This window comes from Micromonospora sp. DSM 45708 (assembly GCF_039566955.1).
GTDB lineage: Bacteria > Actinomycetota > Actinomycetes > Mycobacteriales > Micromonosporaceae > Micromonospora.
This window is the reverse complement of record NZ_CP154796.1, coordinates 1,485,868-1,510,018: the sequence shown is the minus strand read 5'-3', so window position 1 is coordinate 1,510,018 and position 24,151 is coordinate 1,485,868. Positions and strand designations below refer to the sequence as shown.

The 24,151-nt window shown below is 73.5% G+C and carries 21 protein-coding genes; 7 read left to right on the top strand and 14 right to left on the bottom strand.

The annotated features are described in order from the left end of the window. Positions 1-199 precede the first annotated feature (199 nt). The 4 genes from uvrC to rsgA all read right to left on the bottom strand — a co-directional run bounded on the left by uvrC (position 200) and on the right by rsgA (position 7,024). Positions 200-2,137 carry an excinuclease ABC subunit UvrC gene (gene uvrC, locus VKK44_RS07215; RefSeq protein ID WP_343446060.1) on the bottom strand — a complete coding sequence of 646 codons (1,938 nt, stop codon included), beginning with the start codon at positions 2,135-2,137 and terminating at the stop codon, positions 200-202. A 67-nt stretch (positions 2,138-2,204) separates the two neighbouring features. Beyond that, complete coding sequence (locus VKK44_RS07210; RefSeq protein ID WP_343446059.1) at positions 2,205-2,690, bottom strand: Rieske (2Fe-2S) protein; 486 nt, start codon at positions 2,688-2,690, stop codon at positions 2,205-2,207. Between the two features lie 156 nt (positions 2,691-2,846). Beyond that, positions 2,847-5,789 carry an excinuclease ABC subunit UvrA gene (gene uvrA, locus VKK44_RS07205; protein WP_343446058.1) on the bottom strand — a complete coding sequence of 981 codons (2,943 nt, stop codon included), beginning with the start codon at positions 5,787-5,789 and terminating at the stop codon, positions 2,847-2,849. Between the two features lie 155 nt (positions 5,790-5,944). Next, positions 5,945-7,024, bottom strand: a complete 1,080-nt coding sequence (rsgA, locus tag VKK44_RS07200) for a ribosome small subunit-dependent GTPase A (RefSeq protein WP_343446057.1) — start codon at positions 7,022-7,024, stop codon at positions 5,945-5,947. 187 nt (positions 7,025-7,211) lie between these two features. On the opposite strand from rsgA, the gene VKK44_RS07195 reads away from it, so the two are divergent. After that, positions 7,212-7,928 carry a maleylpyruvate isomerase family mycothiol-dependent enzyme gene (locus VKK44_RS07195; protein WP_343446056.1) on the top strand — a complete coding sequence of 239 codons (717 nt, stop codon included), beginning with the start codon at positions 7,212-7,214 and terminating at the stop codon, positions 7,926-7,928. A gap of 8 nt (positions 7,929-7,936) precedes the next feature. Beyond that, positions 7,937-8,590 (top strand): MBL fold metallo-hydrolase, encoded by a 654-nt coding sequence (locus tag VKK44_RS07190; RefSeq protein WP_343446055.1) that lies wholly within the window; start codon positions 7,937-7,939, stop codon positions 8,588-8,590. A 45-nt stretch (positions 8,591-8,635) separates the two neighbouring features. On the opposite strand, the gene VKK44_RS07185 is transcribed toward VKK44_RS07190, so the two are convergent. Together VKK44_RS07185 and VKK44_RS07180 are read right to left on the bottom strand one after the other, a co-directional pair. Then, on the bottom strand, positions 8,636-9,244 hold the full coding sequence (locus VKK44_RS07185; RefSeq protein WP_343446054.1) for a DedA family protein: 609 nt from the start codon (positions 9,242-9,244) through the stop codon (positions 8,636-8,638). An 89-nt stretch (positions 9,245-9,333) separates the two neighbouring features. Beyond that, the gene (locus tag VKK44_RS07180; RefSeq protein ID WP_343446053.1) at positions 9,334-10,008 is read right to left on the bottom strand and encodes a class I SAM-dependent methyltransferase; all 675 of its coding nucleotides are present in this window, start codon (positions 10,006-10,008) and stop codon (positions 9,334-9,336) included. 179 nt (positions 10,009-10,187) lie between these two features. On the opposite strand from VKK44_RS07180, the gene VKK44_RS07175 reads away from it, so the two are divergent. After that, positions 10,188-10,391: a cold-shock protein gene (locus VKK44_RS07175; protein WP_091059998.1), complete on the top strand. Its 204-nt coding sequence runs from the start codon at positions 10,188-10,190 to the stop codon at positions 10,389-10,391. Positions 10,392-10,441: 50 nt separating this feature from the next. On the opposite strand, the gene VKK44_RS07170 is transcribed toward VKK44_RS07175, so the two are convergent. The 4 genes from VKK44_RS07170 to VKK44_RS07155 all read right to left on the bottom strand — a co-directional run bounded on the left by VKK44_RS07170 (position 10,442) and on the right by VKK44_RS07155 (position 14,163). Further along, a complete protein-coding gene (locus tag VKK44_RS07170; protein WP_343446052.1) occupies positions 10,442-11,719 on the bottom strand; it encodes an MFS transporter in 1,278 nt (425 codons plus the stop codon). Continuing rightward, positions 11,716-12,291, bottom strand: coding sequence for an ArsR/SmtB family transcription factor (locus VKK44_RS07165; RefSeq protein ID WP_343446051.1), 576 nt, complete (start codon positions 12,289-12,291; stop codon positions 11,716-11,718). Before VKK44_RS07165 ends, VKK44_RS07170 begins: the two co-directional genes overlap by 4 nt. Positions 12,292-12,385: 94 nt before the next feature. Further along, on the bottom strand, positions 12,386-13,309 hold the full coding sequence (locus VKK44_RS07160) for a hypothetical protein (RefSeq protein WP_343446050.1): 924 nt from the start codon (positions 13,307-13,309) through the stop codon (positions 12,386-12,388). A gap of 338 nt (positions 13,310-13,647) precedes the next feature. Then, on the bottom strand, positions 13,648-14,163 hold the full coding sequence (locus VKK44_RS07155) for a MarR family winged helix-turn-helix transcriptional regulator (protein WP_343446049.1): 516 nt from the start codon (positions 14,161-14,163) through the stop codon (positions 13,648-13,650). A gap of 129 nt (positions 14,164-14,292) precedes the next feature. Here VKK44_RS07155 and VKK44_RS07150 point away from each other — a divergent pair, with 129 nt between their 5' ends. Then, on the top strand, positions 14,293-16,428 hold the full coding sequence (locus VKK44_RS07150; RefSeq protein WP_343446048.1) for an MMPL family transporter: 2,136 nt from the start codon (positions 14,293-14,295) through the stop codon (positions 16,426-16,428). Between the two features lie 51 nt (positions 16,429-16,479). On the opposite strand, the gene VKK44_RS07145 is transcribed toward VKK44_RS07150, so the two are convergent. Next, the gene (locus tag VKK44_RS07145) at positions 16,480-17,355 is read right to left on the bottom strand and encodes a transglycosylase SLT domain-containing protein (protein WP_343446047.1); all 876 of its coding nucleotides are present in this window, start codon (positions 17,353-17,355) and stop codon (positions 16,480-16,482) included. A 33-nt stretch (positions 17,356-17,388) separates the two neighbouring features. Then, a complete protein-coding gene (locus tag VKK44_RS07140) occupies positions 17,389-18,855 on the bottom strand; it encodes a DedA family protein (RefSeq protein WP_343446046.1) in 1,467 nt (488 codons plus the stop codon). A 130-nt stretch (positions 18,856-18,985) separates the two neighbouring features. On the opposite strand from VKK44_RS07140, the gene typA reads away from it, so the two are divergent. Further along, entirely contained in the window at positions 18,986-20,854 is a 1,869-nt protein-coding gene (typA, locus tag VKK44_RS07135; RefSeq protein WP_343446045.1) for a translational GTPase TypA, read from the top strand. 85 nt (positions 20,855-20,939) lie between these two features. Here typA and VKK44_RS07130 read toward each other — a convergent pair whose 3' ends face one another. After that, the gene (locus VKK44_RS07130) at positions 20,940-21,200 is read right to left on the bottom strand and encodes a hypothetical protein (protein ID WP_343446044.1); all 261 of its coding nucleotides are present in this window, start codon (positions 21,198-21,200) and stop codon (positions 20,940-20,942) included. Between the two features lie 71 nt (positions 21,201-21,271). Here VKK44_RS07130 and VKK44_RS07125 point away from each other — a divergent pair, with 71 nt between their 5' ends. Then, entirely contained in the window at positions 21,272-22,138 is an 867-nt protein-coding gene (locus VKK44_RS07125; protein WP_343446042.1) for a serine hydrolase, read from the top strand. A 6-nt stretch (positions 22,139-22,144) separates the two neighbouring features. Here the strand turns inward: VKK44_RS07125 and VKK44_RS07120 are convergent, their stop codons facing one another. Continuing rightward, on the bottom strand, positions 22,145-22,942 hold the full coding sequence (locus VKK44_RS07120; protein WP_343446041.1) for a tyrosine-protein phosphatase: 798 nt from the start codon (positions 22,940-22,942) through the stop codon (positions 22,145-22,147). 43 nt (positions 22,943-22,985) lie between these two features. On the opposite strand from VKK44_RS07120, the gene VKK44_RS07115 reads away from it, so the two are divergent. Continuing rightward, positions 22,986-24,083: a mandelate racemase/muconate lactonizing enzyme family protein gene (locus VKK44_RS07115; RefSeq protein ID WP_343446040.1), complete on the top strand. Its 1,098-nt coding sequence runs from the start codon at positions 22,986-22,988 to the stop codon at positions 24,081-24,083. Positions 24,084-24,151 lie beyond the last annotated feature (68 nt).

Here is a 24,151-nt window from a genome sequence, read left to right as displayed (position 1 = left end):
GCCGGACACCCGGGGTGCGGGGCGGACACCCGGGGTGCGGGGCGGACACCCGGGCGCGGGCGGGCCGCCCCGCCCCACTCAGGGCAATCTCCGGGCAGGAGGAGGCGGTGATCAAGGGGTTTGTGTCTCAGGGGCTCGCCGCGGTGACGTCAACTCCTTGATCAACGAGCTGTGTGGGGACGGGGGCGGTCGGGGACGGTCAGGAGGGGGTTGTGGCGGGGTCGCTGTCGAGGGCGGCGAGGATGGCCTCGGCGGTACGTCGGCCGACGCCCGGCACCTCGGTGATCTCCTCGACCGTGGCCGCGGACAGCCGCTTCAGCGAGCCGAAGTGCCGCAGCAGCGCCTTGCGACGGACCTCGCCCAGGCCGGGCACGTTGTCGAGCGCCGACTCGGTCATCCGCTTGGAGCGCCGCTGGCGGTGGAACGTGATGGCGAAGCGGTGGGCCTCGTCGCGGACCCGTTGCAGCAGGTAGAGCGCCTCCGAGGTGCGCGGCAGGATGACCGGGAACTCGTCGTCGGGCAGCCAGACCTCCTCCAGCCGCTTGGCCAGCCCGCACAGCGCCACGTCGTCGATGCCCAGCTCGGCCAGCGCCTTCGCGGCGGCGGCCACCTGTGGCGGGCCACCGTCGACCACCACCAGCTGCGGCGGGTACGCGAACCGGCGCGGCCGGCCGGTGGTCGGGTCGATGCCGGGGCGGTCGGGGTCGGCGGCCGTCTCCTCGCCCAGCTCCCCGGTTTCGGCGCGGGCGTCGAGGTAGCGGGCGAAGCGCCGGCGCAGCACCTCGGACATGGCGGACAGGTCGTCGGTGGCGCCGCGCACGATGAACCGGCGGTATTCGCTCTTGCGGGGCAGCCCGTCCTCGAAGACCACCATGCTGGCGACCACGTCGGTGCCCTGGATCTGGGAGACGTCGAAGCACTCGATGCGCAGCGGCGACGTCCGCATGTCGAGCGCGTCGGCGATCTCGTCGAGGGCCTGGCTGCGGGTGGTCAGGTCACCCGCGCGCTTGAGCTTGTGCCGGGTCAACGCGTCCTTCGCGTTGCGCTCCACGGTCTCCAGCAACGACCGTTTGTCGCCGCGCTGAGGCACCCGCAGCGAGACGTGGCTGCCCCGGCGGGTGGAGAGCCAGTCGGCGAGCGCGTCGGCGTCGCCGGGCAACTCGGGGACGAGCAGTTCCCGTGGGACGTCGGCCTCGCCCTGCTCGCCGCCGTAGACCTGGGTGCAGAAGTGGTGCACGAGGTCGCCGGTGGTCAGCTCCTCGGTCTTCTCCACCACCCAGCCGCGCTGGCCGCGCACCCGGCCGCCGCGGACGTGGAAGACCTGCACCGCGGCTTCGAGGGGGTCGTCGGCGAACGCCACCACGTCGGCGTCGGTGCCGTCGCCGAGCACCACTGTCTGCTTCTCCATGGCCCGGCGCAGCGCGGCCACGTCGTCGCGCAGCCGGGCGGCGCGCTCGAACTCCAACTGCTCGCTGGCGTCGAGCATCTCCTTTTCCAGCCGGCGCACCATGGTGTCGGTGCGGCCGGCCATGAAGTCGCAGAAGCCGGTGACGATCTCCCGGTGCCGCTCGGCGGTGACGGTGCCGACGCACGGCGCCGAGCACTTGCCGATGTAGCCCAGCAGGCAGGGCCGGCCGACCTGGCCGGCCCGCTTGAACACGCCGGAGGAGCAGGTGCGGGCCGGGAAGACGCGCAGCAGCAGGTCGAGCGTCTCGCGGATGGCCCAGGCGTGCGAGTACGGCCCGAAGTAGCGCACCCCCTTGCGCTTCGCTCCGCGCATCACCTGCAACCGCGGGTATTCCTCGTCGAGCGTGACCGCGAGGTAGGGGTAGGACTTGTCGTCGCGGTAGCGGACGTTGAACCTCGGGTCGTACTGCTTGATCCAGGTGTATTCCTGCTGGAGCGCCTCCACCTCGGTGGCGACGGTGATCCAGTCGACCGACTCGGCGGTGAAGACCATCTGCCGGGTGCGCTGGTGCAGGTTGACCGGGTCGGCGAAGTAGGAGTTGAGCCGGCTGCGCAGGTTGCGCGCCTTGCCGACGTAGATCACCCGGCCGGTGCCGTCGCGGAAACGGTAGACCCCTGGTGACTCCGGGATGGTGCCGGTCGCGGGACGGTAGGTCGAGGGGTCAGCCACGTGCCAAGCGTAGTCCGCACCCCCGACACCCCACCCCCGCCCGGCCGGGCGGGGGTGGCACGCGCGGTCAGGCCAGCGTGATCTGGTCGCCGCTGACCTTGATCTCCTTGGCCGCGAGCGGCTTCGTGGCGGGGCCCTGCTTCACCGACCCGTCGGTGATCGAGAACCGGCTGTTGTGACACGTGCAGTTGATGGTGCCGCCGTCGACGTTCGACACCGGGCAGCCCTGGTGCGTGCAGATCGGGTCGAAGCCCTTGAACTGGCCCGCCTCGGGCTGGGTGATCACCACGCCCTTGCTGGCGTACACCGTGCCGCCGCCGACCGGGATGTCGGTGGTGCGGGCCAGCGGGCCGCTGCTGTCCCGGTTGCCGCCGCCGGCGTCGCCGGTGGCGCTGGCGCCGGGCGGCCCGCCGCTGGTCGGGGCCGCCCCGGGGGTGGCGTCGCCCTCGCCGCAGCCCGCGAGCACCACGGCCGCCCCGACCGCGCCGGCGCCCGCGAGCAGGGCCCGTCGGCTCTGGGTGACCGCTCCGGTCAGCACCTGATCGTCACTCATCTCCGGCCTCTCTCTCGGCTGTCGCCACCGGTCATGATCCGTGGCCACACTGCGGTACACGCACCAGGGTGACGCACGGTTCATACCGGCGCGTCACGAAACGGGTATCCGCGCGGACGGGCCGGTGGTGCGGCCCGCCCCGCGCGGACGCGTCGGTCAGCGCGCCCCCGCCGGCACCTTGCGGGCCCGCGACTTGGTGCCGCCGTTGGCCTTGGCCGCCCGGGTGGTGGCCGCCTTGGCGCCCTTGGCCTCGCCGGCCAGCTTGAGGATCGGCCGCAGGAACTCGCCGGTGTGGCTCTCGGGCACCTCGGCGACCTCCTCCGGGGTGCCGGTGGCGAGCACCGTGCCGCCGCGGTGACCGCCCTCGGGTCCCATGTCGATGAGCCAGTCGGCCGTCTTGATCACGTCGAGGTTGTGCTCGATGGTGATCACCGTGTTGCCCTTGTCGACCAGGCCCTCCAGCACCATGAGCAGCTTGCGGATGTCCTCGAAGTGCAGGCCGGTGGTGGGCTCGTCGAGCACGTAGACCGTCCGCCCGGTGGAGCGCTTCTGGAGCTCGGAGGCGAGCTTGACGCGCTGCGCCTCGCCCCCGGAGAGCGTCGGCGCGGGCTGGCCGAGCCGCACGTAGCCCAGGCCGACGTCGACGAGCGTCTTCAGGTGCCGGTGGATGGCCGGGATGGCGGAGAAGAACTCGGCCGCCTCCTCGATCGGCATGTCCAGCACCTCGGCGACCGTCCGGCCCTTGTAGTGCACCTCGAGCGTCTCGCGGTTGTAGCGCGCGCCCTTGCACACCTCGCAGGGGACGTAGACATCCGGCAGGAAGTTCATCTCGATCTTGATGGTGCCGTCGCCGGAGCACGCCTCGCAGCGCCCGCCCTTGACGTTGAACGAGAACCGGCCCGGGCCGTACCCCCGGACCTTGGCCTCGGTGGTCTCGGCGAAGAGCTTGCGGACGTGGTCCCAGACGCCGGTGTAGGTGGCCGGGTTGGAGCGTGGGGTCCGCCCGATCGGCGACTGGTCCACGCCGACGACCTTGTCCACGTGCTCCAGGCCGGTGATCCGGGTGTGCCGGCCGGGCACCAGCCGGGCGCCGTTGATCTGGTTGGCGAGCACCGTGTAGAGGATGTCGTTGACGAGCGTCGACTTGCCCGAGCCGCTGACGCCGGTGACCGCGATGAGCTGGCCGAGCGGGAAGCTGACGGTGAGGTTGCGCAGGTTGTGCTCGCGCGCGCCGTGCACCACCAGCTCGCGTCCCGGCGTCTGCGGACGGCGGGTGGCCGGCGTCGGGATGGCCTTGCGCCCGGCCAGGTACGCGCCGGTGACCGACTCGTCGTTGTCGAGCAGCGCCGACACCGAGCCGCTGTGCACGATCTTGCCGCCGTGCTCGCCCGCGCCCGGCCCGATGTCGACGATCCAGTCGGCCACCCGGATGGTGTCCTCGTCGTGCTCGACCACGATCAGCGTGTTGCCGAGGCCGCGCAGCCGCAGCAGCGTCTCGATGAGCCGGTGGTTGTCCCGCTGGTGCAGGCCGATCGACGGCTCGTCGAGCACGTAGAGCACGCCGACCAGACCGGAGCCGATCTGGGTGGCGAGCCGGATGCGCTGCGCCTCGCCGCCGGAGAGCGTGCCGGCCGGCCGGTCCAGGGAGAGGTAGTCGAGGCCGACGTCGAGCAGGAACGTCAGCCGGGCGTTGATCTCCTTGAGCACGCGCTCGGCGATCATCTTCTGCCGGTCGGTCAGCTCGATGCCGGCGAGCAGGTCGGCCGCCTCGCCCACGGAGAGGTTGCAGACCTCGGCGATGCTCTTGCCGGCCAGCGTGACGGCGAGCACCTCCGGCTTGAGCCGGGCGCCACCGCAGGCCGCGCACGGCACGTCCCGCATGTAGCCCTCGTACTTGTCGCGGGACCAGTCGGACTCGGTGTCGGTGTGCCGGCGCTCGATCCACTGCACCACGCCCTCGAAGCCGGTGTAGTAGGAGCGCTCGCGACCGTACTTGTTGCGGTAGCGGACGTGCACCTGGTCGTCGGAGCCGTGCAGGATCGTCTTCTGCGCCCGCGACGGCAGCGCGCGCCACGGCGTGTCGACGTCGAAGTGCTGGCTCTCGCCGAGCGCCTCCAGCAGGCGCAGGAAGTATTCCAGGTTGTGCCCGGTGGACCAGGGCTGGATCGCGCCCTCGCGCAGCGTGCGCTCCGGGTCCGGGATGATCAGCTCGGGGTCGACCTCCTTCTTGGTGCCCAGGCCGGTGCACTCCGGGCAGGCGCCGTAGGGCGCGTTGAAGGAGAAGACCCGGGGTTCCAGGTCCTCGATCGCGAGGGGGTGGTCGTTCGGGCAGGCGAGGTGCTCGGAGTAGCGGCGCTCGCGGGCCGGGTCGTCCTCGGCCAGGTCGACGAAGTCGAGCAGCACCAGGCCGCCGGAGAGGCCGAGCGCGGCCTCGACCGAGTCGGTCAGCCGCTGCTTGGCGCTCGCCTTGACGCTGAGCCGGTCGATGACCACCTCGATGGTGTGCTTCTCCTGCTTCTTGAGCTTGGGCGGCTCGGTCAGCGGGTGCACCACGCCGTCGACCCGGGCCCGGGCGTAGCCCTTGGCCTGGAGCTCGGCGAAGAGGTCGACGTACTCGCCCTTGCGACCGCGCACCACCGGCGCGAGCACCATGAACCGGGTGCCCTCGGCCATCGCGAGCACCCGGTCGACGATCTGCTGCGGGCTCTGCTTGGAGATCCGCTCGCCGCAAATCGGGCAGTGCGGCTCGCCGATGCGGGCGAAGAGCAGCCGGAGGTAGTCGTAGACCTCGGTGATGGTGCCGACGGTGGAGCGCGGGTTGCGCGAGGTCGACTTCTGGTCGATGGAGACCGCCGGGCTGAGACCCTCGATGAAGTCGACGTCGGGCTTGTCCATCTGACCGAGGAACTGCCGGGCGTACGACGACAGCGACTCGACGTAGCGGCGCTGCCCCTCGGCGAAGATGGTGTCGAACGCCAGGCTCGACTTGCCCGAACCGGAGAGCCCGGTGAAGACGATCAGGGCGTCCCGGGGCAGGTCGAGACTGACGTCACGCAGGTTGTGCTCGCGCGCGCCACGGATGATCAGACGGTCGGCCACGGTGCGTGTGCTCCCGGAAGAAGAATGTGAGGCGGATCTGTCCACCAGACGCCGGGTCTGGGTGGTTTTCAGAGACTGTCGAGGCGCAGGGAAAGCGCCTCGGCAACTCTAGCCCCGAGGTGTGACAACTTCCGGCGCGCGAACATTCCCCCAGCTCAGAGTGCACCGGGGGCGGGCGGCGCCGCCGGACGCCCGGTGCGTCGCCGCCCACCGCGCCAGCCGCCCCGCCGCTCGGCGGCCAGCCGGACCGCGCGACGCCCGCTCTCGTACGCCAGCTCCCGCTGCAACCGGCGCCAGCTCTCCCAGCGGCGGGCCGGCAGCTCGCCGCTGTCCAGCGCGTCCCGCACCGCGCAGGACGGTTCGGCGTCGTGCGCGCAGTCGGCGTACCGGCAGCCGGTGGCCAGCTCGGCGATGTCGGCGAACGCCCGGTCCAGGCCGACGGCGCCGTCCAGCAGGCCGACCGCCCGTACGCCGGGGGTGTCCAGCACCGCGCCCCCACCCGGCAGCGGCACCAGCGCCCGCCAGGTGGTGGTGTGCCGGCCCTTGCCGTCGACGCGGCGGATCGCCTGGGTGGGCATCACCTCCGCGCCGGCCAACGCGTTGACCAGGCTCGACTTGCCGGCCCCGGAGGGCCCGAGCAGGCCCAGCGTGCGGCCCGGCGCGACGTGCCGGCGCAGCGGCGCCAGGCCGGTGCCGCGCTCGGCGCTGACCGGCAGCACCGGCACCCCGGGGGCCAGCTCGGCGAGCTGGCGGGCCACCGCGGCCGGGTCGGCGGCCAGGTCGGCCTTGGTGAGCACCACCAGCGGCTCCGCGCCGGAGGAGTGGACGAGGGAGAGCAGGCGCTCGATCCGGGCGGCGTCCGGCGCCGGGTGCACCGGCTCGACCACCGCGGCGGTGTCGAGGTTGGCGGCCAGCACCTGCCCGCTGGCGTCCTTGCCGGCGGTGCGGCGCACCAGCGCGGTGCGGCGCGGCAGCACCGCCTCCACGGTGACCGGCCCGTCCGGCCAGGTGGTCAGCAGCACCCAGTCGCCGGCGCAGGGCAACGTGGTCAGGTCGCGGGCCGCGGCGGCGAGCACGCCGCCGCCGAGGCTCGCCCGCACCGGCCCCTCCGGGCGCAGCACGGTGCACACGCCGCGGTCGACCCGGGCCACCCGCCCGGGTCGGTGGTCGAAGCGTCGGTCGAGGTGGGTCGCCCAGTCGGCGTCCCAGCCGAGGGCGGTCAGGTCGAGGGTCATGGCGTCCTCATCGGGGTCGTGGGGTCAGGGCGGACACACGCGCGGGGACCGGCATGCGCACCACCTCCCTCCGACTCCCGGCGTCACGGCGCGAAGCCGTCGGCCCCGACGGTAGGACGCGCGGCGACGCGCCGAAAGCGATTTCCCCGGCGGCGCGGCGCGTGCCGGGCCGCTACTGTCGAACCCGATGACGACTGATCCCCTGCTGCTGACCGGCGACCTGGCCGAGGCGAACGACCGGATGCTGCGTACCGTGACCGGCCTGGCCGCCGCGGACGTCGCGGCGCCGTCGCTGCTGCCGGGCTGGACCCGCGCGCACGTGCTCACCCACCTGGCCCGCAACGCCGACGGGTTCGTCAACCTGCTCACCGCCGCGCGCACCGGCGAGCCGATCCCGATGTACGCCTCGGTCGAGGCGCGTAACGCCGACATCGACGCGGGCGCCGGCCGTGGCCCGGCCGACCTGCTGGACGACCTGCGTCGCAGCGGCCAGCGCTTCGACGTGGCGGTGGCGGAGATGCCGCCCGGGGCGTGGGGCGCGATGGTGCAGACCCGGCGCGGCCCGTGGCCGGCCGCGCTGCTGGTCTGGGCCCGGCTGCGCGAGGTCGAGGTGCACCACGTCGACCTGGCCGCCGGCTACCGGCCGACGGACTGGCCGGAGGCGTTCGCCCAGCGGCTGCTGCACGAGGTGGCGACCGGGCTGGCCGACGATCCGGCCGCGCCGGCCATGGTGCTGCGTCCCGACGGCCCCGCACGCGAACTCACCGTGGGCGACCCCGAGGGCGCGCCCACGATCACCGGCCCCGCGCCGGAACTCGCCGCCTGGCTGACCGGCCGGGGCACGGGCGAGCTGCTCACCGTCGATCCCGACGGCCCCCTGCCGAACCCACCGGAATGGATCTGAACCCCGTCATGACCTACACCGGAGACGTCACGCCCGGCGGCCCGCCGGCCGTGCGCGAACTCGACCGGCTCACCGTGACCAAACTGTCGGTGGGCCCGATGGACAACAACGCCTACCTGTTGCGCTGCCGCGGCACCGGCGAGCAGGTGCTCATCGACGCCGCCAACGAGGCGCCCCGGCTGCTGGAGCTGGTCGGCGACGGTGGCCTGGCGACGGTGGTGACCACCCACCGGCACATGGACCACTGGGTCGCGCTGGAGGAGGTGGTCGCGAAGACCGGCGCCCGCGCGCTGGTGCACGCCGACGACGCCGAGGGCCTGCCGATCGACGCCGCGCCGCTGGGCGAGGGCGACACCGTCGCGGTCGGCGACTGCGCGCTGGAGGTGATCCACCTGCGCGGGCACACCCCGGGTTCGATCGCGCTGCTCTACCGCGACCCGGCCGGCACCCCGCATCTTTGGACCGGGGACTCACTTTTCCCCGGCGGGGTGGGCAACACCGACCAGGACCCGGAGCGGTTCGGCCAGCTCATCGACGACGTCGAGGCCAAGCTCTTCGACCGGCTGCCGGACGACACCTGGTTCTACCCGGGTCACGGCAAGGACAGCACGCTCGGCGCCGAGCGGCCGGCCGTGCCGCAGTGGCGGGCCCGCGGCTGGTGACCGCGCCGGGTCCGGCCTCCCCCGTGGCGGCCGGACCCGGCCCGGTCAGCCGGTCACCGCGCGCAGCCGGCGCCGGGTGCCGAGCAGCACCGGGCCGGCGAGCAGCAGCCCGACCGTCATGGTGAGCACCGTCGGGTCCGGCGCGCCGGGCAGCAGGGCGGTCAGCGTCCGCGCGGCCAGCCCGAGCGCCACGTAGAGGCCGGCCCACGCGGTCGCGCCGATCGCCGCGCAGGTGACGAACCGCCGGTACGGCATGCGCAGCCCGCCGGCGGCCAGCGGCAGCAACGCGTTGAACACCGGCAGGAACGGCGCCACCAGCACGATCCGGCCGCCGCCACGAAGCAGCAGCGTCTCGGCGGCGGCCCAGCGGGACTCGCCGATCCAGGCGCCCAGCCGGCCGTGCCGCAGCCGTCCGCCCCAGCGCCGCCCGGCGAGGAAACTCAACGACCAGCCGGCCAGGCAACCGGCCACCACCGCCGCGACGGTCGCCGCGCCGCCGGCCGGCCGCCCCGCGCCGACCGCCGCCAGGACCGCGGCGTCGCCGGGCACCAGCACCCCGAGCAGGGGTACGGCGTCGGCGAGCATCACCACGCCCAGCAGGCCCATCAGCAGGGTGGTGGGCAGCTGCCCGAACTGGGCGAGCAGGTCCGTCATGCCTGGCACGCTATGCCCGGCCGGGCACCCGGCGCATCGGGCGTGACCCCCAGCCGCCCCGGAGATCGTCTCCGGATGATCCCCGAGGGTCAGCGGGGGCGCAGCACCTGGACCCGGCGTACCGGGGAGTCGACCGAGGGCTCGGTGGTGGGCACCGGGTAGCTGGCCACCAGTTCCAGCTCGGCCGGCGGCAGGTGGCCCCGGTCCGGGTCGCCGACCAGCACCTCGACGCCCCGGTCCGCGCAGCGCCGCAGGTAGGGCAGCACCCGCGCGGCCAGCCCGGCGTCGTAGAGGGCGTCGCCGGCCACCAGCAGGTCGACGCCGGCCACGCCGTCGAGCAGGTCGTCGCTGTCGACGGCCACCCGGACCCGGTTCGCCCGCGCGTTGACGGTGACGGCGGCCACCGCGTACGGGTCGACGTCGTTGGCGACCACCTGGTCGGCGCCGGCGAGCGCGGCGGCGATGGCGACCAGCCCGGACCCGGCGCCCAGGTCGAGCACGCGCCGCCCGGCGGCGAGTTCGGGATGGTCGAGCAGGTGCCGGGCCAGCGCCTGCCCACCGGCCCAGACCGAGGCCCAGTACGGCGGCGGGAGCGACCGCCCGGCGGCGGCCTCCATCCGCGCCCACCACAGGATGGCGTCCTCGGCCAGGTGCAGCCGCACCTCGGGCACGAACGGCGTGGGCACCAGACGCAGGCGGTCGGGGCCCTTTCCGGGCGCCGTGATCTCCCGTTCCAGGTCGGCCAACGCCGTCGTCGTACTCATCCGGGCAAGCATGCCGTGCCCCGGGTCGGGTCGGGGAGGATTTCCGGTTCGCAGGTATTCGCGAGCCACGCCGGCACTTCCGCCAGCGGATCCGGGTTCGGGCGGTTACTGTCGAGGAGGTACAGGGGGGATCACCGACCGCGGGTCGGTGCTCACCCGCATTGAACAGGGAGAGACGCATGGCAACCGGCACGGTCAAGTGGTTCAACTCGGAAAAGGGCTTCGGCTTCATCGAGCAGGACGGCGGAGGCCCGGACGTGTTCGTCCACTACTCGGCCATCCAGAGCGGTGGCTACCGCGAGCTGAACGAGGGCCAGAAGGTCGAGTTCGAGGTGACGCAGGGCCAGAAGGGCCCGCAGGCGGACAACGTCCGTCCGATGTGACGTAGTGCCGGTGGCGGCGGTCGGGCTCCGACCGCCGCCGCAGCGCGTCGTCAGGCGGGTGCCGCCGGCAGCTCACGGTGCCGGCGTAGCGGCCCGATCAGCAGGATCACCGGGGTGAGCGCCAGCCAGGCGGTCATCAGCCGGATCCCGCCGCCCGGTCCCCAGGTGGCGCCCAGCACGCCGGCCAGCAGCGCGGCGAGCGGGATGGTGCCGTAGTTGAGCAGGTGCATGCTCACGGTGACGCGGCCGAGCAGCCGGTGCGGCGTGTACGTCTGCCGGAAGCTGCCCTTGACCACGTTGCCGATCGCGACGCCCAGGCTCACCAGCACGCCGCCGAGCACCAGCCAGGCCACCCGCGCGCCGGGGCCGGCGAGCGGGATCAGCAGCGCGGGCGGTCCGGTGAGCGCGCCGGCGAGCAGCAGTGCGCGGGCGGTGCCGAGCCGCCGGGCCAGCCGGGCGGCCAGCGCCGCGCCGACGACCCCGCCGAGGCTGGCCAGGCCGATCAGGAGGCCGACCAGGCCGGCCGGCAGGCCGGCCGAACGGACCAGGAAGACCACCAGCAGCGCCTGGTAGCCGGTGAGCCCGATGTTGCTCGCCGCGCCGAAGACGGTCAGCACCCGCAGGTACGGATCCCGGGCGACGAAGCGCAGCCCGTCGGCCACCTCCCGGCGCATGGACACCGGTCCGGCGGCCCGGCGCGGGCGGGGCTCGACCGCGCGGATGCGGTGCAGGCACAGTGCGGACGCCAGGAAGCTCACCGCGTCCAGCGCCACCGCGGTCACCGCGCCGGCGAGCTGGGCGATCAGCCCGGCCAGCCCCGGTCCGAGCAGGTAGCTCGCGGTCTGGGTGGCGTGCAGCCGGGCGTTTGCCGGCGGCACCTGCTCGGGCGGCAGCAGGGTGGGCAGGTAGACCTGGTCGGCGGTCTCGAAGAAGACCCGGGCCAGGCCGGCGCCGAGCGCCACCACCACCAGTTGCCCGACGGTGAGCAGGTCGAGCAGCGCGGCGACCGGGACGCCGGCGAACAACGCGGCGGCGACCAGGTCGGCGGCGATCATCACGGGGCGGCGGCGGACCCGGTCGACCCACGCCCCGACCGGCAGGCCGGCCAGCAGCCAGGGCAGCCAGGCCGCGGCGGTCAGCACCGCCACCTGGAACGTGCTGGCGTCGAGCACCGCCACGGCGACCAGCGGCAACGCCACGGCGGTCATGTTGCTGCCCACGGCGCTGATGGTGTGGCCGGTCCAGAGCAGCCGGAAGTCGCGGTGCCGGAACAGGCCGCCGGGCGGCGCGACCACGGGCGGCGCGGGGACGCCGGTCGGGGCGGTCACGGCCGGGCCGGGACGCCGTGGGTGAACACGAAGACCGGCTCGCGGCGCTGCCCGTCGTCGGGGACGGGACGGTCGGCCCAGCGGGTGAACAGCGCGATCACCTCGCGGCTCAGCTCGGCCAGCTCGTCCGGGGTCAGGTGCAGCCAGTGGTCGGTGCTGAACGGCGCGTCGCCCCAGGCGGCGTGCGTCTCGTCGGCGGCGGCGTGCCAGGCGCGCACCAGGGCGGTGTGCCGCTCCAGGTTGAGCGAGCCGGCCGCGTCGGCCACGACCCGGGTGGACGGGTCGTCGTCGAAGTCGGCATCGGACCACCGCACGCCTCTGCTCCGCAGCTTCCACCAGCGTTCCCGCCGGTCGCGGGCCAGCTCGGGCGCCTCGACCAGCAGGTCGGCGGCGGCCAGCACCTTCAGGTGGTGACTGACGTTCGCCGGCGCCTGGTCGGTGCGCTCGGCGAGCAGGCCCACGGTGCACGGGCCGTACACCTTGAGCACGTCCATGAGGCGGCGGCGCAGCGGATGGGCGAGTGCGGCGAGCACGCGCGAGTCGGTGACCTGGCGCACGGTGGGTTGTTCCATGCGGCCGAGTCTGACATTAGCAAGAGTTATTGCGCAACACCTGTTGTTGAATGCCCCGGCGCCGCGACGCGGCAGTCGTCGCGGCGCGGACGGGTCAGGCGGTGAGCCGCCGGGACAGCTCGTCGGCGACGTCCTTGGCGACCTGCTGCGGGATGGCCGCGGCAATCGTCTCCGCCGGCAGACCGGCGAGCACGTCGCTGACGGCCTGCGGCGTGGCGGAGCCGCCGTCGACACCCTGGGCGTTCGTCGGTGCGGCCGCCCCGTGCCAGTTCCGTGCCATGGTCAGCAGCAACTGCAGCGGCGAGTTCGCCATCGGCGGGGTGACCAGACCGGTCGTACCGACCGGCGAGATGAGCCAGTTGCGAAGGTTCTGCAGGTCGGCCAACACGTTGCCGACCGTGCGAGAGGGGGAGCCGGTGTTCTCCACGAGCCTGTCGTTCTGTTCCATGCCGTTCTCCTGATGCGGTGGAGTGATCAAGCCGATCGCGGTGAGGTAGCGGCGAAACAGGGGGGTCTGGTCCCGCTCCGCCTTGGTCGAGTCACGGAAGAAGCTGAAGTGGGTGTGTGTCAGATGGCTGATGTCGCCGGTGGTACGCCGACCCAGCCGGTCCCAACGCCTGACGGCGATGCCGTCCGGGGAATAGATGATCTCCCTGACGTCCCGGGTGTCGGGCGCGTCGGCGACGCATTGCGCCACGAACCAGGTGGAGAAGCTCCGCAGGTTGTGGGTCATGCCTCCGGAGCGGACCGAGAACAAGCCGACGTCCATCCCGGACGCATTGAGGGTGAGCCCGGAGGAGTCACGGACGGACTCCACCACCGAGTAGTCGCCGGGCACCACCCGATCGGAGCCGCAGTGATAGCCGCCGATGTGGTGCGAATCGCCGACGATGCCGACCTCGGACGGGCCGAGGCCGGTGAGGTAGGTGAGCAACAGGTCGCGGACGGCCAACAGGTTCGCGGGTGCGACCGTCATGGCCAGCCTCCTTTCCGCCAAGGGCCGACCAGGCACAGCCATCACCGACAGTGAAGGACGGCGTCCCGGAACAGCCTCGGGTCACGGCAGCAACAAGGCGCCTTCCCCGTTCAGAGATTAGCCCCCTTGAGGCAATAATCCCAGGTCAGACGCTTCATCTGAAACTATCGGTCCGTGATGGACGGTGCTGACACGAGCGGCGGCACGAGAGCCGAGGAATGCTCGGGAGCCAGCAGACCATTCGCCAGCAAGCACGGAGCGTAACAGAAGTGCCGGATGGCGGACCCGCACCGGGACCTCCCGGGTGACGGCGATCCGGCCGGCCCGGGCGGCGGGCAGCCGCAGCGCCGCCGCGGCGAGCCGGGTGACGAGCCGCACGGTCAGCGGTCGCCGGGCGGTTCGGTGGCGGCGCGGGCGGCGCGCACCTCGTCGCGGTGCGCCCGCATGCTGTGCACCATCTCGCCCATGAACCGGTGCACCACCGCCAGCTCGTCGTCGGTGAACCGGTCCATCACCTCGTCGGTGCGCCGGCCCAGCGGGCCGAAGAAGCTCTGCGCCAGCGTCGCGCCGCGATCGGCGTAGTGCAGCAGGATCTTGCGGCGGTCGGTGGTGTCCCGGTCGCGCCGGATGTGGCCCGCGCGCTCCAGGCGGTCGACCAGCGCGGTCACCGAACCGGAGGAGAGGTTGAGCACCTCGCCGAGCCGGCCGGGGGTGATCGGCTCGCCCACCAGCTCGGCCTCCATCACCGCGATCAGCGCCTGGAGATCGGTGGGGTTCAACCCGTGCAGCCCGGCGAACGCATGCCCGACGTGCTGCGCGTCCATCGAGTAACGACGCAGGTCGTTGGTGATCTCCGCGGCCATGCGTCCACGTGGGTCGTTCCGTCGCCGGTACATGCCGTGCCCCGTCACCGCTCGCCGCCATCCCCTTCGGTCCGGCTTGCAGCATAGAGCCTCGCCGGATAATCTCGCTCATCAAGATACTCGGCTGGCGAGAATCACCCAGCAGGATCATGAGGGCATCCGATGTCACTGTTCACCCGTGTCGCCCGGGGCCGGCTGGCCGCCTGGCTCACCGTGGCCGCCGCACTCGTCGTCGGCGCGGTGATCTTCGGGCTACCCCGACCGGACAACCCCGAACCGGTCTCCGCCACCGGCCTGTCCGTCGAGTGGCAGTCGACCCAGGTCGAGCGGCTCCAGGACCAGTTGCCGTCGCGGGACACCCAACCCGCGCTGGTCGTGGTCAGCCGCGCCGACCGGGCTCCGCTCAGCGCGTCCGACCGGTCCGCGCTGGACGCCGCCGCCGGCGAACTGGGCCCGCTCGCCGTCAGCGGCCGGGTCGCCCCCGCCCAGCTCTCCCCCGACGGCACCGTGGCGCTGGTCGCCGTGCCGCTGTCCACCGCTGGCGACCAGCAGGCCGTGGTCGACGAGGTGGGCAAGGTACGGGACGCCGTGGCAGACCTGCCCGACGACCTGACCGTCGAGGTCACCGGCGGCCCCGCCTTCACCGCCGACCTGAGCAAGGTCTTCCAGGGCGCCGACACCACGCTGCTGCTGGTCACCGCCGCCGTCGTGGCACTGCTGCTGCTGATCACCTACCGCAGCCCGTTCCTGTGGCTCGTGCCGCTGCTCGTGGTGGCCGCCACCGAACAGCTCACCCTGCGCACGGTCGAGACCGTCGTACCCGCGCTGGGGATCTACCTGCCCAGCGGCCAGGTCACCGGCATCGCCAGCGTGCTGGTCTTCGGCGCCGCGACCGACTACGCCCTGCTGCTCATCGCCCGCTACCGGGAGGAGCTGCGCCGCGAGGAGAACCGGTTCACCGCCATGCGGGCCGCGCTGCGCCGCACCGCCGAGCCGATCCTGGCCAGCGGCGGCACCGTCGTCCTCGGCGTGCTCACGCTGCTGCTGTCCGAGCAGGAGACCAACCGGGCGCTCGCGGTGGCGTGCGCGATCGGTGTGGTGTTCGCCATGTTCTCCGCCCTGTTCGTGCTCCCCGCCGCGCTGGTGCTGTTCGGCCGGGGCCTGTTCTGGCCGTTCGTCCCGCGCGTCGGCAGCGCCGCCCGGGAGGGCCGGCTCTGGGGCCGCCTCGGCGAGCTGGTCGTCCGCCGGCCACTGCCGGTCGCGGTGCTGGCCACCCTGCTGCTCGTCGGCCTCGCGCTCGGCGGGCTGGGCATCCGCACCGGCCTGTCCGAGACCGAGCAGTTCCGGGAGCGGCCCGAGGCGGTCGCCGGCGCGGAGACGCTCGCACGCGCCTTCCCGGCCGGCAGCACCCAGCCCGTCGCGGTGCTCACCAACCCGCAGGCGGCACCCGCGGTGCTCGCCGCCGCCGGCGCGGTCGACGGCGTGGCCTCGGCCCGGCCCGGCCTCGCCGGGGACCGGGTCGCCCAGGTCGACGTGGTGCTCACCGCCGAGCCCGGCACCGCCGACTCCGACCGGGCCGTGACGGCGCTGCGCGACGCGGTCGCCGCCGTGCCCGACTCCGCGCCACCCACCGTCGCCGGGGCGGACGCCCCCGACGGCGCGCTGGTCGGCGGCACGGTCGCCGCCACCTACGACTCCGACCAGGCCAACACGCGGGACCTGCGGCTGATCCTGCCGATCATCCTGCTGCTGGTCGGCGCCGTGCTGGTGCTGCTGCTGCGTGGCCTGCTGGCCCCGCTGCTGCTGGTGCTGACCGTGATCGCGTCGTTCTTCGCCAGCCTCGGCGCCGCCTGGCTGCTCTTCGACCACGTGCTGGGCTTCCCGGCGCTGGACAGCGGCGTGCTGCTGCTGGCGTTCGTGTTCCTGGTCGCGCTCGGCGTGGACTACAACATCTTCCTGGTCACCCGGGCCCGGGAGGACGCCCGCCGGGCCGGGACCCGCGACGGGATGCTGTCCGCGCTGCGGGTCACCGGCGGCGTCATCACCAGCGCCGGAGTGCTGCTGGCCGCGGTCTTCGCGGTGCTCGGCGTGCTCCCGCTGATCACGCTCACCCAGATCGGGATCATCGTCTGCATCGGCGTGCTGCTGGACACGCTGCTGGTCCGTACCGTGCTGGTGCCGGCGCTGGCGTTCCTGCTCGGCGACCGGTTCTGGTGGCCCGGGCGGATCACCCGCGACCCCGACGCGCCCACCGAGGCGGCCGACGCACCGGCCGAGCCGGTCACCGCGCGGGACTGACCCGTCGGCCGGGCGTCAGCGGCACGCCGACGCCCGGCCGGAGCGGGCCGGTCAGAAGCCGAGGCACTCGCAGCTGGTCATCAGCTCGCGGACGTTGTAGACGTACTGCGGGTTGGGGATCGCCAGCGGCTTCCCCTCCCGGGCCACCGCGGCGTGCCCGTAGTTGTACGCCGAGATCACGGCGTTGAGCAGGCAGGAATTCAGCTCGGTGGTGCACAGCGAGGCGTCGAGGCGGTAGTCCGACTCGAAGTACATGTCGCCGATGTACTTGGTCAGCCAGGCCAGGTAGGTGCCGCCCAGGTAGGCGTTGTCCCGGTAGTCGTCGATGTCGTACGACTGCTCGAACCGCTGGTTCATCCACTCCGCGGTGGCCGGCATGACCTGCATCAGCCCGACGCCGGTGTCACAGGCGTAGATGTTGGACTGCCAGCCGCTCTCCTGCCAGGCGGTGGCCTTCATCAGCGCCGACGGGACGCGGATGTCCGGCGCGGAGGTGGGCCAGTAGGTGCGCGCGGCGGCGTCGGCGAGCGCCTTCTTGACCTCGCTGCGGCTCGCCTGGGTGCCCCGGTAGGTCGCCTTGCAGCCGCTGGCCGGCGGCTTCGGCGGGGCCGGCGGGACCCGGGTCTCGGTCGGCGGCTTCGGCCGGGCCAGCGGCGCCGTGGACGTGCGGGTCGGCTTCGGCCGCGGCTTCACGCTCGCCTTCGCGCTGGGGCTGGGCCTGCCGCCGATCGCCTCGACCGCCGGCGGCGCCTCGCTCGGCGCGTCGGCCGGCGCCTCCGCCGGCTCCTCGGCCGGAGCCGCCGCCGTGGGCAGCTCCGCCGCCACCTCACGGACCGGGCGTTCCTCGCCGCCGCATCCGCTCACCGTGCCGGCCGCCAGCAGTGCCACCACCGCAGCCGCGGCCCACCGGCCGACTCCTCGCCGCATCGAACCTCCCCGTGGTCCCCCGTTCGGCGCACCCTAGCAGGGATCGACGGGGGTCCGGGGCCCCCGCGACGCCGGCCGGGGCGCTGGGGGCCGGGGCGGCCCCTCCCCCGGTTCCGGTCCGGGCGGGCCGCCGTCCGCCGCGCCCGGCCGGCCGGCCCCGCTCGCCGCCCGGTTCCGGGTCGACCAGGCGATCACGAAGACGGCGGTCCAGGCGGCGCCCAGCAGCACCGACGAGGCGGTGCCACTGGCCGTGCTCCACCCCAGGTAGAGCCGCGCGCCGGTGACCGCGACCACACCGGCCGAGGCGGCCGTCCAGACCGCCGCCCCGACCGGCCAGCGCGCCCCGCGCGCCAGCAGCCAGGCCAGCGTGCCGAAACTCGCCGTCACCACCGCGTTCTGGCCGGGGAACAGGTCACGGACCCGGTCCGGAACGCCCGGACCGGTCAGGTCGACCACCCCCACCAGCAACACCAGCGGAACCGCCGCACCGACCGTGCCGACCACCCCGAGCAGGTCCGCCCGCCACGGCCGGTGCCGCCGGGCCACCACCGCCGCCACCAGGGCCACCGCGGTGATCAGCACCCAGCCGCGCAGCACCGAGACGACGGCCAGCGCCGCGTCCGCCACCCCCCGGGTACGCCGGGCGGCGAACCAGTCGCCGACCAGCCCGTCGAGGACCCCGAGCCCGCTGTGCCGGACCACCGCCGTCAGCAGGGCGGCCACCGCCAGGCCGGCGGCGAACAGCAGCGCCAGCCCGAACGCCAGGTTGACCAGCAGCGCGCCGACCGGGCCCACGCGCATGCCGAGCAGGAAGAACAACACCCCGTACCGGGACCGGAGCCAGCGCAGCGGCGGCAGCGCGGCGGCGCGGGCCGCCAACGCCCGGGCCGGGTCCGGGTTACGCCCGAGCCAGCGACCGGCCAGCACCACGCCGAGCAGGCACAGCAGCAACACCAGCACCGCGCCGGTGGCGCGACCGAGCAGGTCCGACACCCGCTGGTACGACTCACCGGCCAGGTAACCGGCCAGCACCGAGGCGCCGACCCAGCTCACCACCCCGGCCAGGTTCCACGGCGCGAACCGCCGGTACGACATCCCGGCGCCGCCGGCCAGCCGGGGCGCCAGCGTGCGGGCGAACGCGACCCAGCGCGCGGCCATCATGCCGCGCCCGCCCAGCCGGTCCGACAGCTCCTCGGCGCGCCGCCACCGGTGCGGTCCGATCCGGGCACCGAGCCCGGAGGCGCGCAACCGCGGCCCGTGACGCCGGCCGGCACGGTAGGCGAGTGTGTCTCCGATCACGGCGGCGGCCGTCATCGCCGCCAGCGCGGGGGCGAGCCGTAGCGTCCCCGCGTACGCTAGGAAGCCGACCAGCAGCAGGGTCGCCTCGCCCGGCACCAGCAGCCCGAAGATCACCGCGGTCTCCCCCGCGACGATCAGCGCGGCGACCAGGTAGATGAGCAGGGGCGGCAGCCCTTGCAGCCAGTTCAGCAGATCAGGCATTCGGCACCCCGCACGGAGCCAGCATGCCAGTGGCTGGAACGGTCGGCCCAGCACTTTCGACACAGATCCGGGCCATCTCGGGGTGACCCCGAGGCGTGCCCCGGCAACCGCAGACAGGAGTATGGAGGGTATGCAGCTTCGCACCGACCTCCGCAACGTCGCCATCATCGCCCACGTCGACCACGGCAAGACGACCCTGGTCGACGCCATGTTGCGGCAGGCCGGCGCCTACGGCGCCCGCGGCGAGGACACCGAGCGGGTCATGGACTCGGGGGACCTCGAGCGGGAAAAGGGCATCACCATCCTCGCCAAGAACACCGGCGTGCGGTACCTGCCGGCGGACGGCTCCGACCCGGTGACGATCAACATCATCGACACCCCCGGCCACGCCGACTTCGGTGGTGAGGTCGAGCGCGGCCTGACCATGGTCGACGGCGTGGTGCTCCTGGTGGACGCCAGTGAGGGCCCGCTGCCGCAGACCCGGTTCGTGCTCCGCAAGGCGCTGCGTGCCCGGCTGCCGATCATCCTGGTGATCAACAAGGTGGACCGGCCGGACTCCCGGATCAAGGAGGTCGTGGACGACACCTACGAGCTCTTCCTGGATCTGGACGCCGACGAGGAGCAGATCGACTTCCCGATCGTCTACGCCTGCGCCCGCGACGGCATCGCCTCGCTGACCCAGCCGGCCGACGGCGCGATCCCGAACGACAGCACCAGCCTGGAGCCGCTGTTCCGCACCCTGCTGGACACCATCCCGCCGCCCGCGTTCGACGAGGACGCACCGCTCCAGGCGCACGTCACCAACCTCGACGCCTCGCCGTTCCTGGGCCGGCTCGCGCTGTGCCGGGTCCGCCAGGGCACGATCAGCAAGGGTCAGACCGTGGCCTGGTGCCGCACCGACGGCAGCACCCAGCGGGTCCGCATCTCCGAGCTGCTGATGACCGAGGGCCTGGAGCGCAAGCCGGCCGAGTCCGCCGGGCCCGGCGACATCATCGCGGTCGCCGGCATCCCGGAGATCATGATCGGTGAGACGCTGGCCGACGCCGAGAACCCGATTCCGCTGCCGCTGATCACGGTGGACGAGCCGGCCATCTCGATGACCATCGGCACCAACACCTCGCCGCTGGTCGGTCGGGTCAAGGGTGCCAAGGTCACCGCGCGGATGGTCAAGGACCGGCTCGACAAGGAGCTGGTCGGCAACGTGTCGCTGCGGGTGCTGCCCACCGAGCGGCCGGACGCCTGGGAGGTGCAGGGCCGTGGCGAGCTGGCCCTGGCGATCCTGGTCGAGCAGATGCGCCGCGAGTCCTACGAGCTGACCGTCGGCAAGCCGCAGGTGGTCACCAAGGAGATCGACGGCAAGACCTGCGAGCCGGTCGAGCGGCTGACCATCGACGCCCCGGAGGAGTACCTCGGCGCGATCACCCAGCTCCTCGCGACCCGCAAGGGCCGGATGGAGCAGCTGGTCAACCACGGCACCGGCTGGATCCGGATGGAGTGGCTGGTCCCGGCGCGCGGCCTGATCGGCTTCCGCACCGAGTTCCTCACCGACACCCGGGGCACCGGCATCCTGCACCACGTCTTCGAGTCGTACGAGCCGTGGTTCGGCGAGCTGCGTACCCGCAACAACGGCTCGCTGGTGGCCGACCGGGCGGGCGCGGTCACCTCGTTCGCCATGATCAACCTTCAGGAGCGGGGCCAGCTCTTCGTCGAGCCGACCACCGAGGTGTACGAGGGCATGATCGTCGGGGAGAACTCCCGCTCCGACGACATGGACGTCAACATCACCAAGGAGAAGAAGCTCACCAACATGCGGGCGTCGACCTCCGACGAGACCGAGAAGCTGATCCCGCCGCGCAAGCTGTCGCTGGAGCAGGCGCTCGAGTTCTGCCGCGAGGACGAGTGCGTCGAGGTCACCCCGACCGCGGTGCGCATCCGCAAGGTGGTGCTGGACCAGCAGCAGCGCGGCCGGGCAGCGGCCCGCCGCAAGCACGCCGGCTGACCCCCGCACATTCACGGAAAGAGTGGCCATTCCCCGGGGGATGGCCACTCTTTCCGTGAATCAGCGCGCCCGGGTGGATGGTCAGTCACGACGCGCTCCGGCTCGGACCGGTCGGCGAACGCGCCGACGAAGCACGGGTGCACGCCGACGTGCACCAGCCGGCCGCCCGGCGGCAGCACCCGGGCCGCCTCGGTGAGCGCCGCCAGCACAGGTCCAGGCACCGCCCGGGGCCCCGGCCCAGCAGCTCCGCGAGCACCGACCGGACCCGGTCCATGTACGGGCCGGAGGTGTCCCTGGCGTACTCCTCGTACCAGTCCGCGATGTCGTCGTACAGAGCGGTCGCCATCTCGGCACGTTAACGCCGTGCCGGCCGCACCGCAGCCCCGCGCGCCGGGAAGATCCGCTACGGTCGGCCCCATGATCTGGGACGAGCTCGACACGCACCTGGACCGGGTCCCCGGCACCGTCTCCGCGTACGTGGGGCGGCCTGGCGCCCGCCCCATCTGGACGCGGCGGGCCGACGCCACCCACTACGCGGCGAGCACCATGAAGGTGGCCGTGCTGGTGGCGCTGCACCGGGCCGCCGAGGCCGGCCGGCTCGACCTGGACGCGCCGGTGCCGGTGCACAACTCGTTCGACTCCGCCCACCCCGACGCGCCCCGCTTCGCCAACGCCCGCGACTACGACAACGACGAGGCGGTCTGGGACGCCGTCGGCGGCACCGCGCCGCTGCGCTGGCTCGCCGAACGCATGATCATCCGCTCCAGCAACCTGGCCACCAACCTCTGCATCGGCCAGGTCGGGCTGGCCGCCGTGGCGGAGGCGTGGGGGCTGGCCGGCGCGCGGCACAGCGTCACCGGCCGCGGCATCGAGGACTTCGCCGCCCGCGACGCCGGCATCGACAACCTGGTCACCGCCGCCGACCTGGCCGCCCTCCTCGGCGAGCTGGCGCTGGGCGCGAGCCGGCCCGGCCCGCTCGCCTCACCGGCCGGCTGCGCCGCCATGCTCGACGTGCTCGTCGCTCAGGAGCACCGCGAGGACCTGGCCGCCGGGCTGCCCGACGGCACCCGCATCGCGCACAAGAACGGCTGGGTACGCGGCGTCCGCCACGGCGCCGGGGTGGTCTTCCCGGACGACGCGCCGCCGTACGCGATCGTGGTGTGCACGACCACCGCCCTGGCCGACGGTGGCGCGGACGGCGAGCAGATCGAGGACGACGCGTGCCGGCTGATCGCGCACGTCTCCGCGCGGGTGTGGGACGCCCGGCACGAGTTGGCCGGCTGAGGCCGGCTACGCCAGCAGCCCCGCCCGCAGCTCCGCCCGGACCTCGTCGGTCACGCCCAGACCGTCGCGCAGGTACGCCTCGAACGAGCCGTGCACCCGGCGCACCTCGTCGTACGCGGCGTCCAGGTACTCCGGGCGCACCTCCAGCAGCGGCCGGGCCACCGCCGGGTCGAGTTCCGGCCGACGCCGCGTCATCGCCGACAGCAGCACCTCGCGCAGGCTCTCGGTCAACTCGTTGTGCCGCAGGTAGTCGGCCCTGATCGCCGGCTCCGGCACGCCCAGCGCGGTCAGCAGCACCACCGACAGCCAACCGGTGCGGTCCTTGCCGGCGGAGCAGTGGAACAGCAGCGGCAGGTTCGCGGCCTCCGCGGCCAGCCGCACCGCCGCGCCGAACCCCGCCCGCGCCGGTTCCCCGGTGACGAACCAGCGGTAGATCGCCGTCATCGCCCCCGGCATGCCCTCGCGGGCCAGCTCCGCGTACGCGTCCAGGTCGTGCCCCTGCAACACGGCCGAGACGTAGGTGAACACCGGGTGGGCCGCGTCGTACACCGGCAGGTGCACCATGCGGGGCGCACCCACCAGCCGGTCCGGCGGGGCGACCTCCTGCTCCTGCGCGGCGCGCAGGTCCACCACGCAGGCCACGCCGAGCTTGCCCAGCACCGGCAGGTCTTCGTCGGTCAGCCGGCCCAGCGCCGCGGTCCGGACCAACCGCCCGGCGCGGACCCGCCGCCCGTCGGTCGTCGGCAACCCACCCAGGTCACGGGCGTTCGGCGCGCCCACCAGCTCCCAGTCCCGCCCGGTCATCGGCCCTCCCCTGCTCGCCGTCAGTGCCTATAGGGTGCCCCACATGACGATCGCGGCGGTACGCACCTACCGGCTCTCGGCCCCCTTACACACCCCGTTCGTCACCGCGCTGCGCAGCACCACCACCGTGGAGACCCTGATCGTCGAGGTGATCGACAGCGACGGCCGGTCCGGGTTCGGCGAGGCCCCGCAGGTCTGGCAGGTCACCGGCGCGTCGATCGGCGGCGCCGAGGCGTGCGTCCGCGAACTGCTCGCCCCGCTGCTGACCGGACGCGACGCGGACGACCTCCAGGCCCGCTGCGGGCAGGTGCGCCGGGCCGTGGTGGGCAACGAGTCGGCGAAGGCGGCCGTCGACGTGGCGCTGCACGACCTGGCCGCGCGGCGGCTCGGCGTACCCCTGGTGCGGCTGCTCGGCGGCACCGCGCTGCGCGTCCCGACGGATGTCACGCTGGCCGCCGGCGACGCGGTCGACCTGGCCGCGGCGGCCGGCCGGCGGCGGGCCGAGGGTTTCACGGTGCTGAAGCTCAAGGTCGGCACCGACGCCCGGGGCGATCTGGACCGGGTCCGCGCGGTGCGTTCCGCCGTCGGCCCGGACGCGCGGATCCGGCTGGACGCCAACCAGGGCTGGACGCCGCGCGAGGCGGTCCGGGTGATCCGTGGCATCGAGGACGCCGGGCTCGACGTCGAGCTGGTCGAACAGCCGGTGCACCGCCGGGACCTGGACGGGCTGGCCTGGGTCAGCGACCGGGTGGCGGTGCCGATCCTCGCCGACGAGTCGGTCTTCGACGTACGCGACCTGGTCGAGGTGATCCGGCGTCGGGCGGCCGACATGGTCAACGTGAAGCTGGCCAAGTGCGGGGGCCTGCAACCGGCCCGCACGCTGCTCGACCTGGCCGCCGCGCACGGCATGGGCACGATCGTCGGCTCGATGATGGAGGGTCCGGTCGGCGTGGGCGCGGCGGCCAGCCTGGCCGCCGCCCACGGCACCACGGCCGTGTCGGATCTCGATGCCGCCTGGTGGCTCGCCTGGTCGCCGGTGACCGGCGGGCTCCGGTACGAGGGCGCGGACGTGCTGCTGCCGGACGCTCCGGGGCTCGGCATCGCCGACGTGAATGAAGCTAAGGTTCAGCGCCGCGGTTGAGTGACGGTGGATTTTTTCATAGGGTCGCCCACAGGAGCGTGGGAGGAGGGGTGCGGATGGCGCCTCAA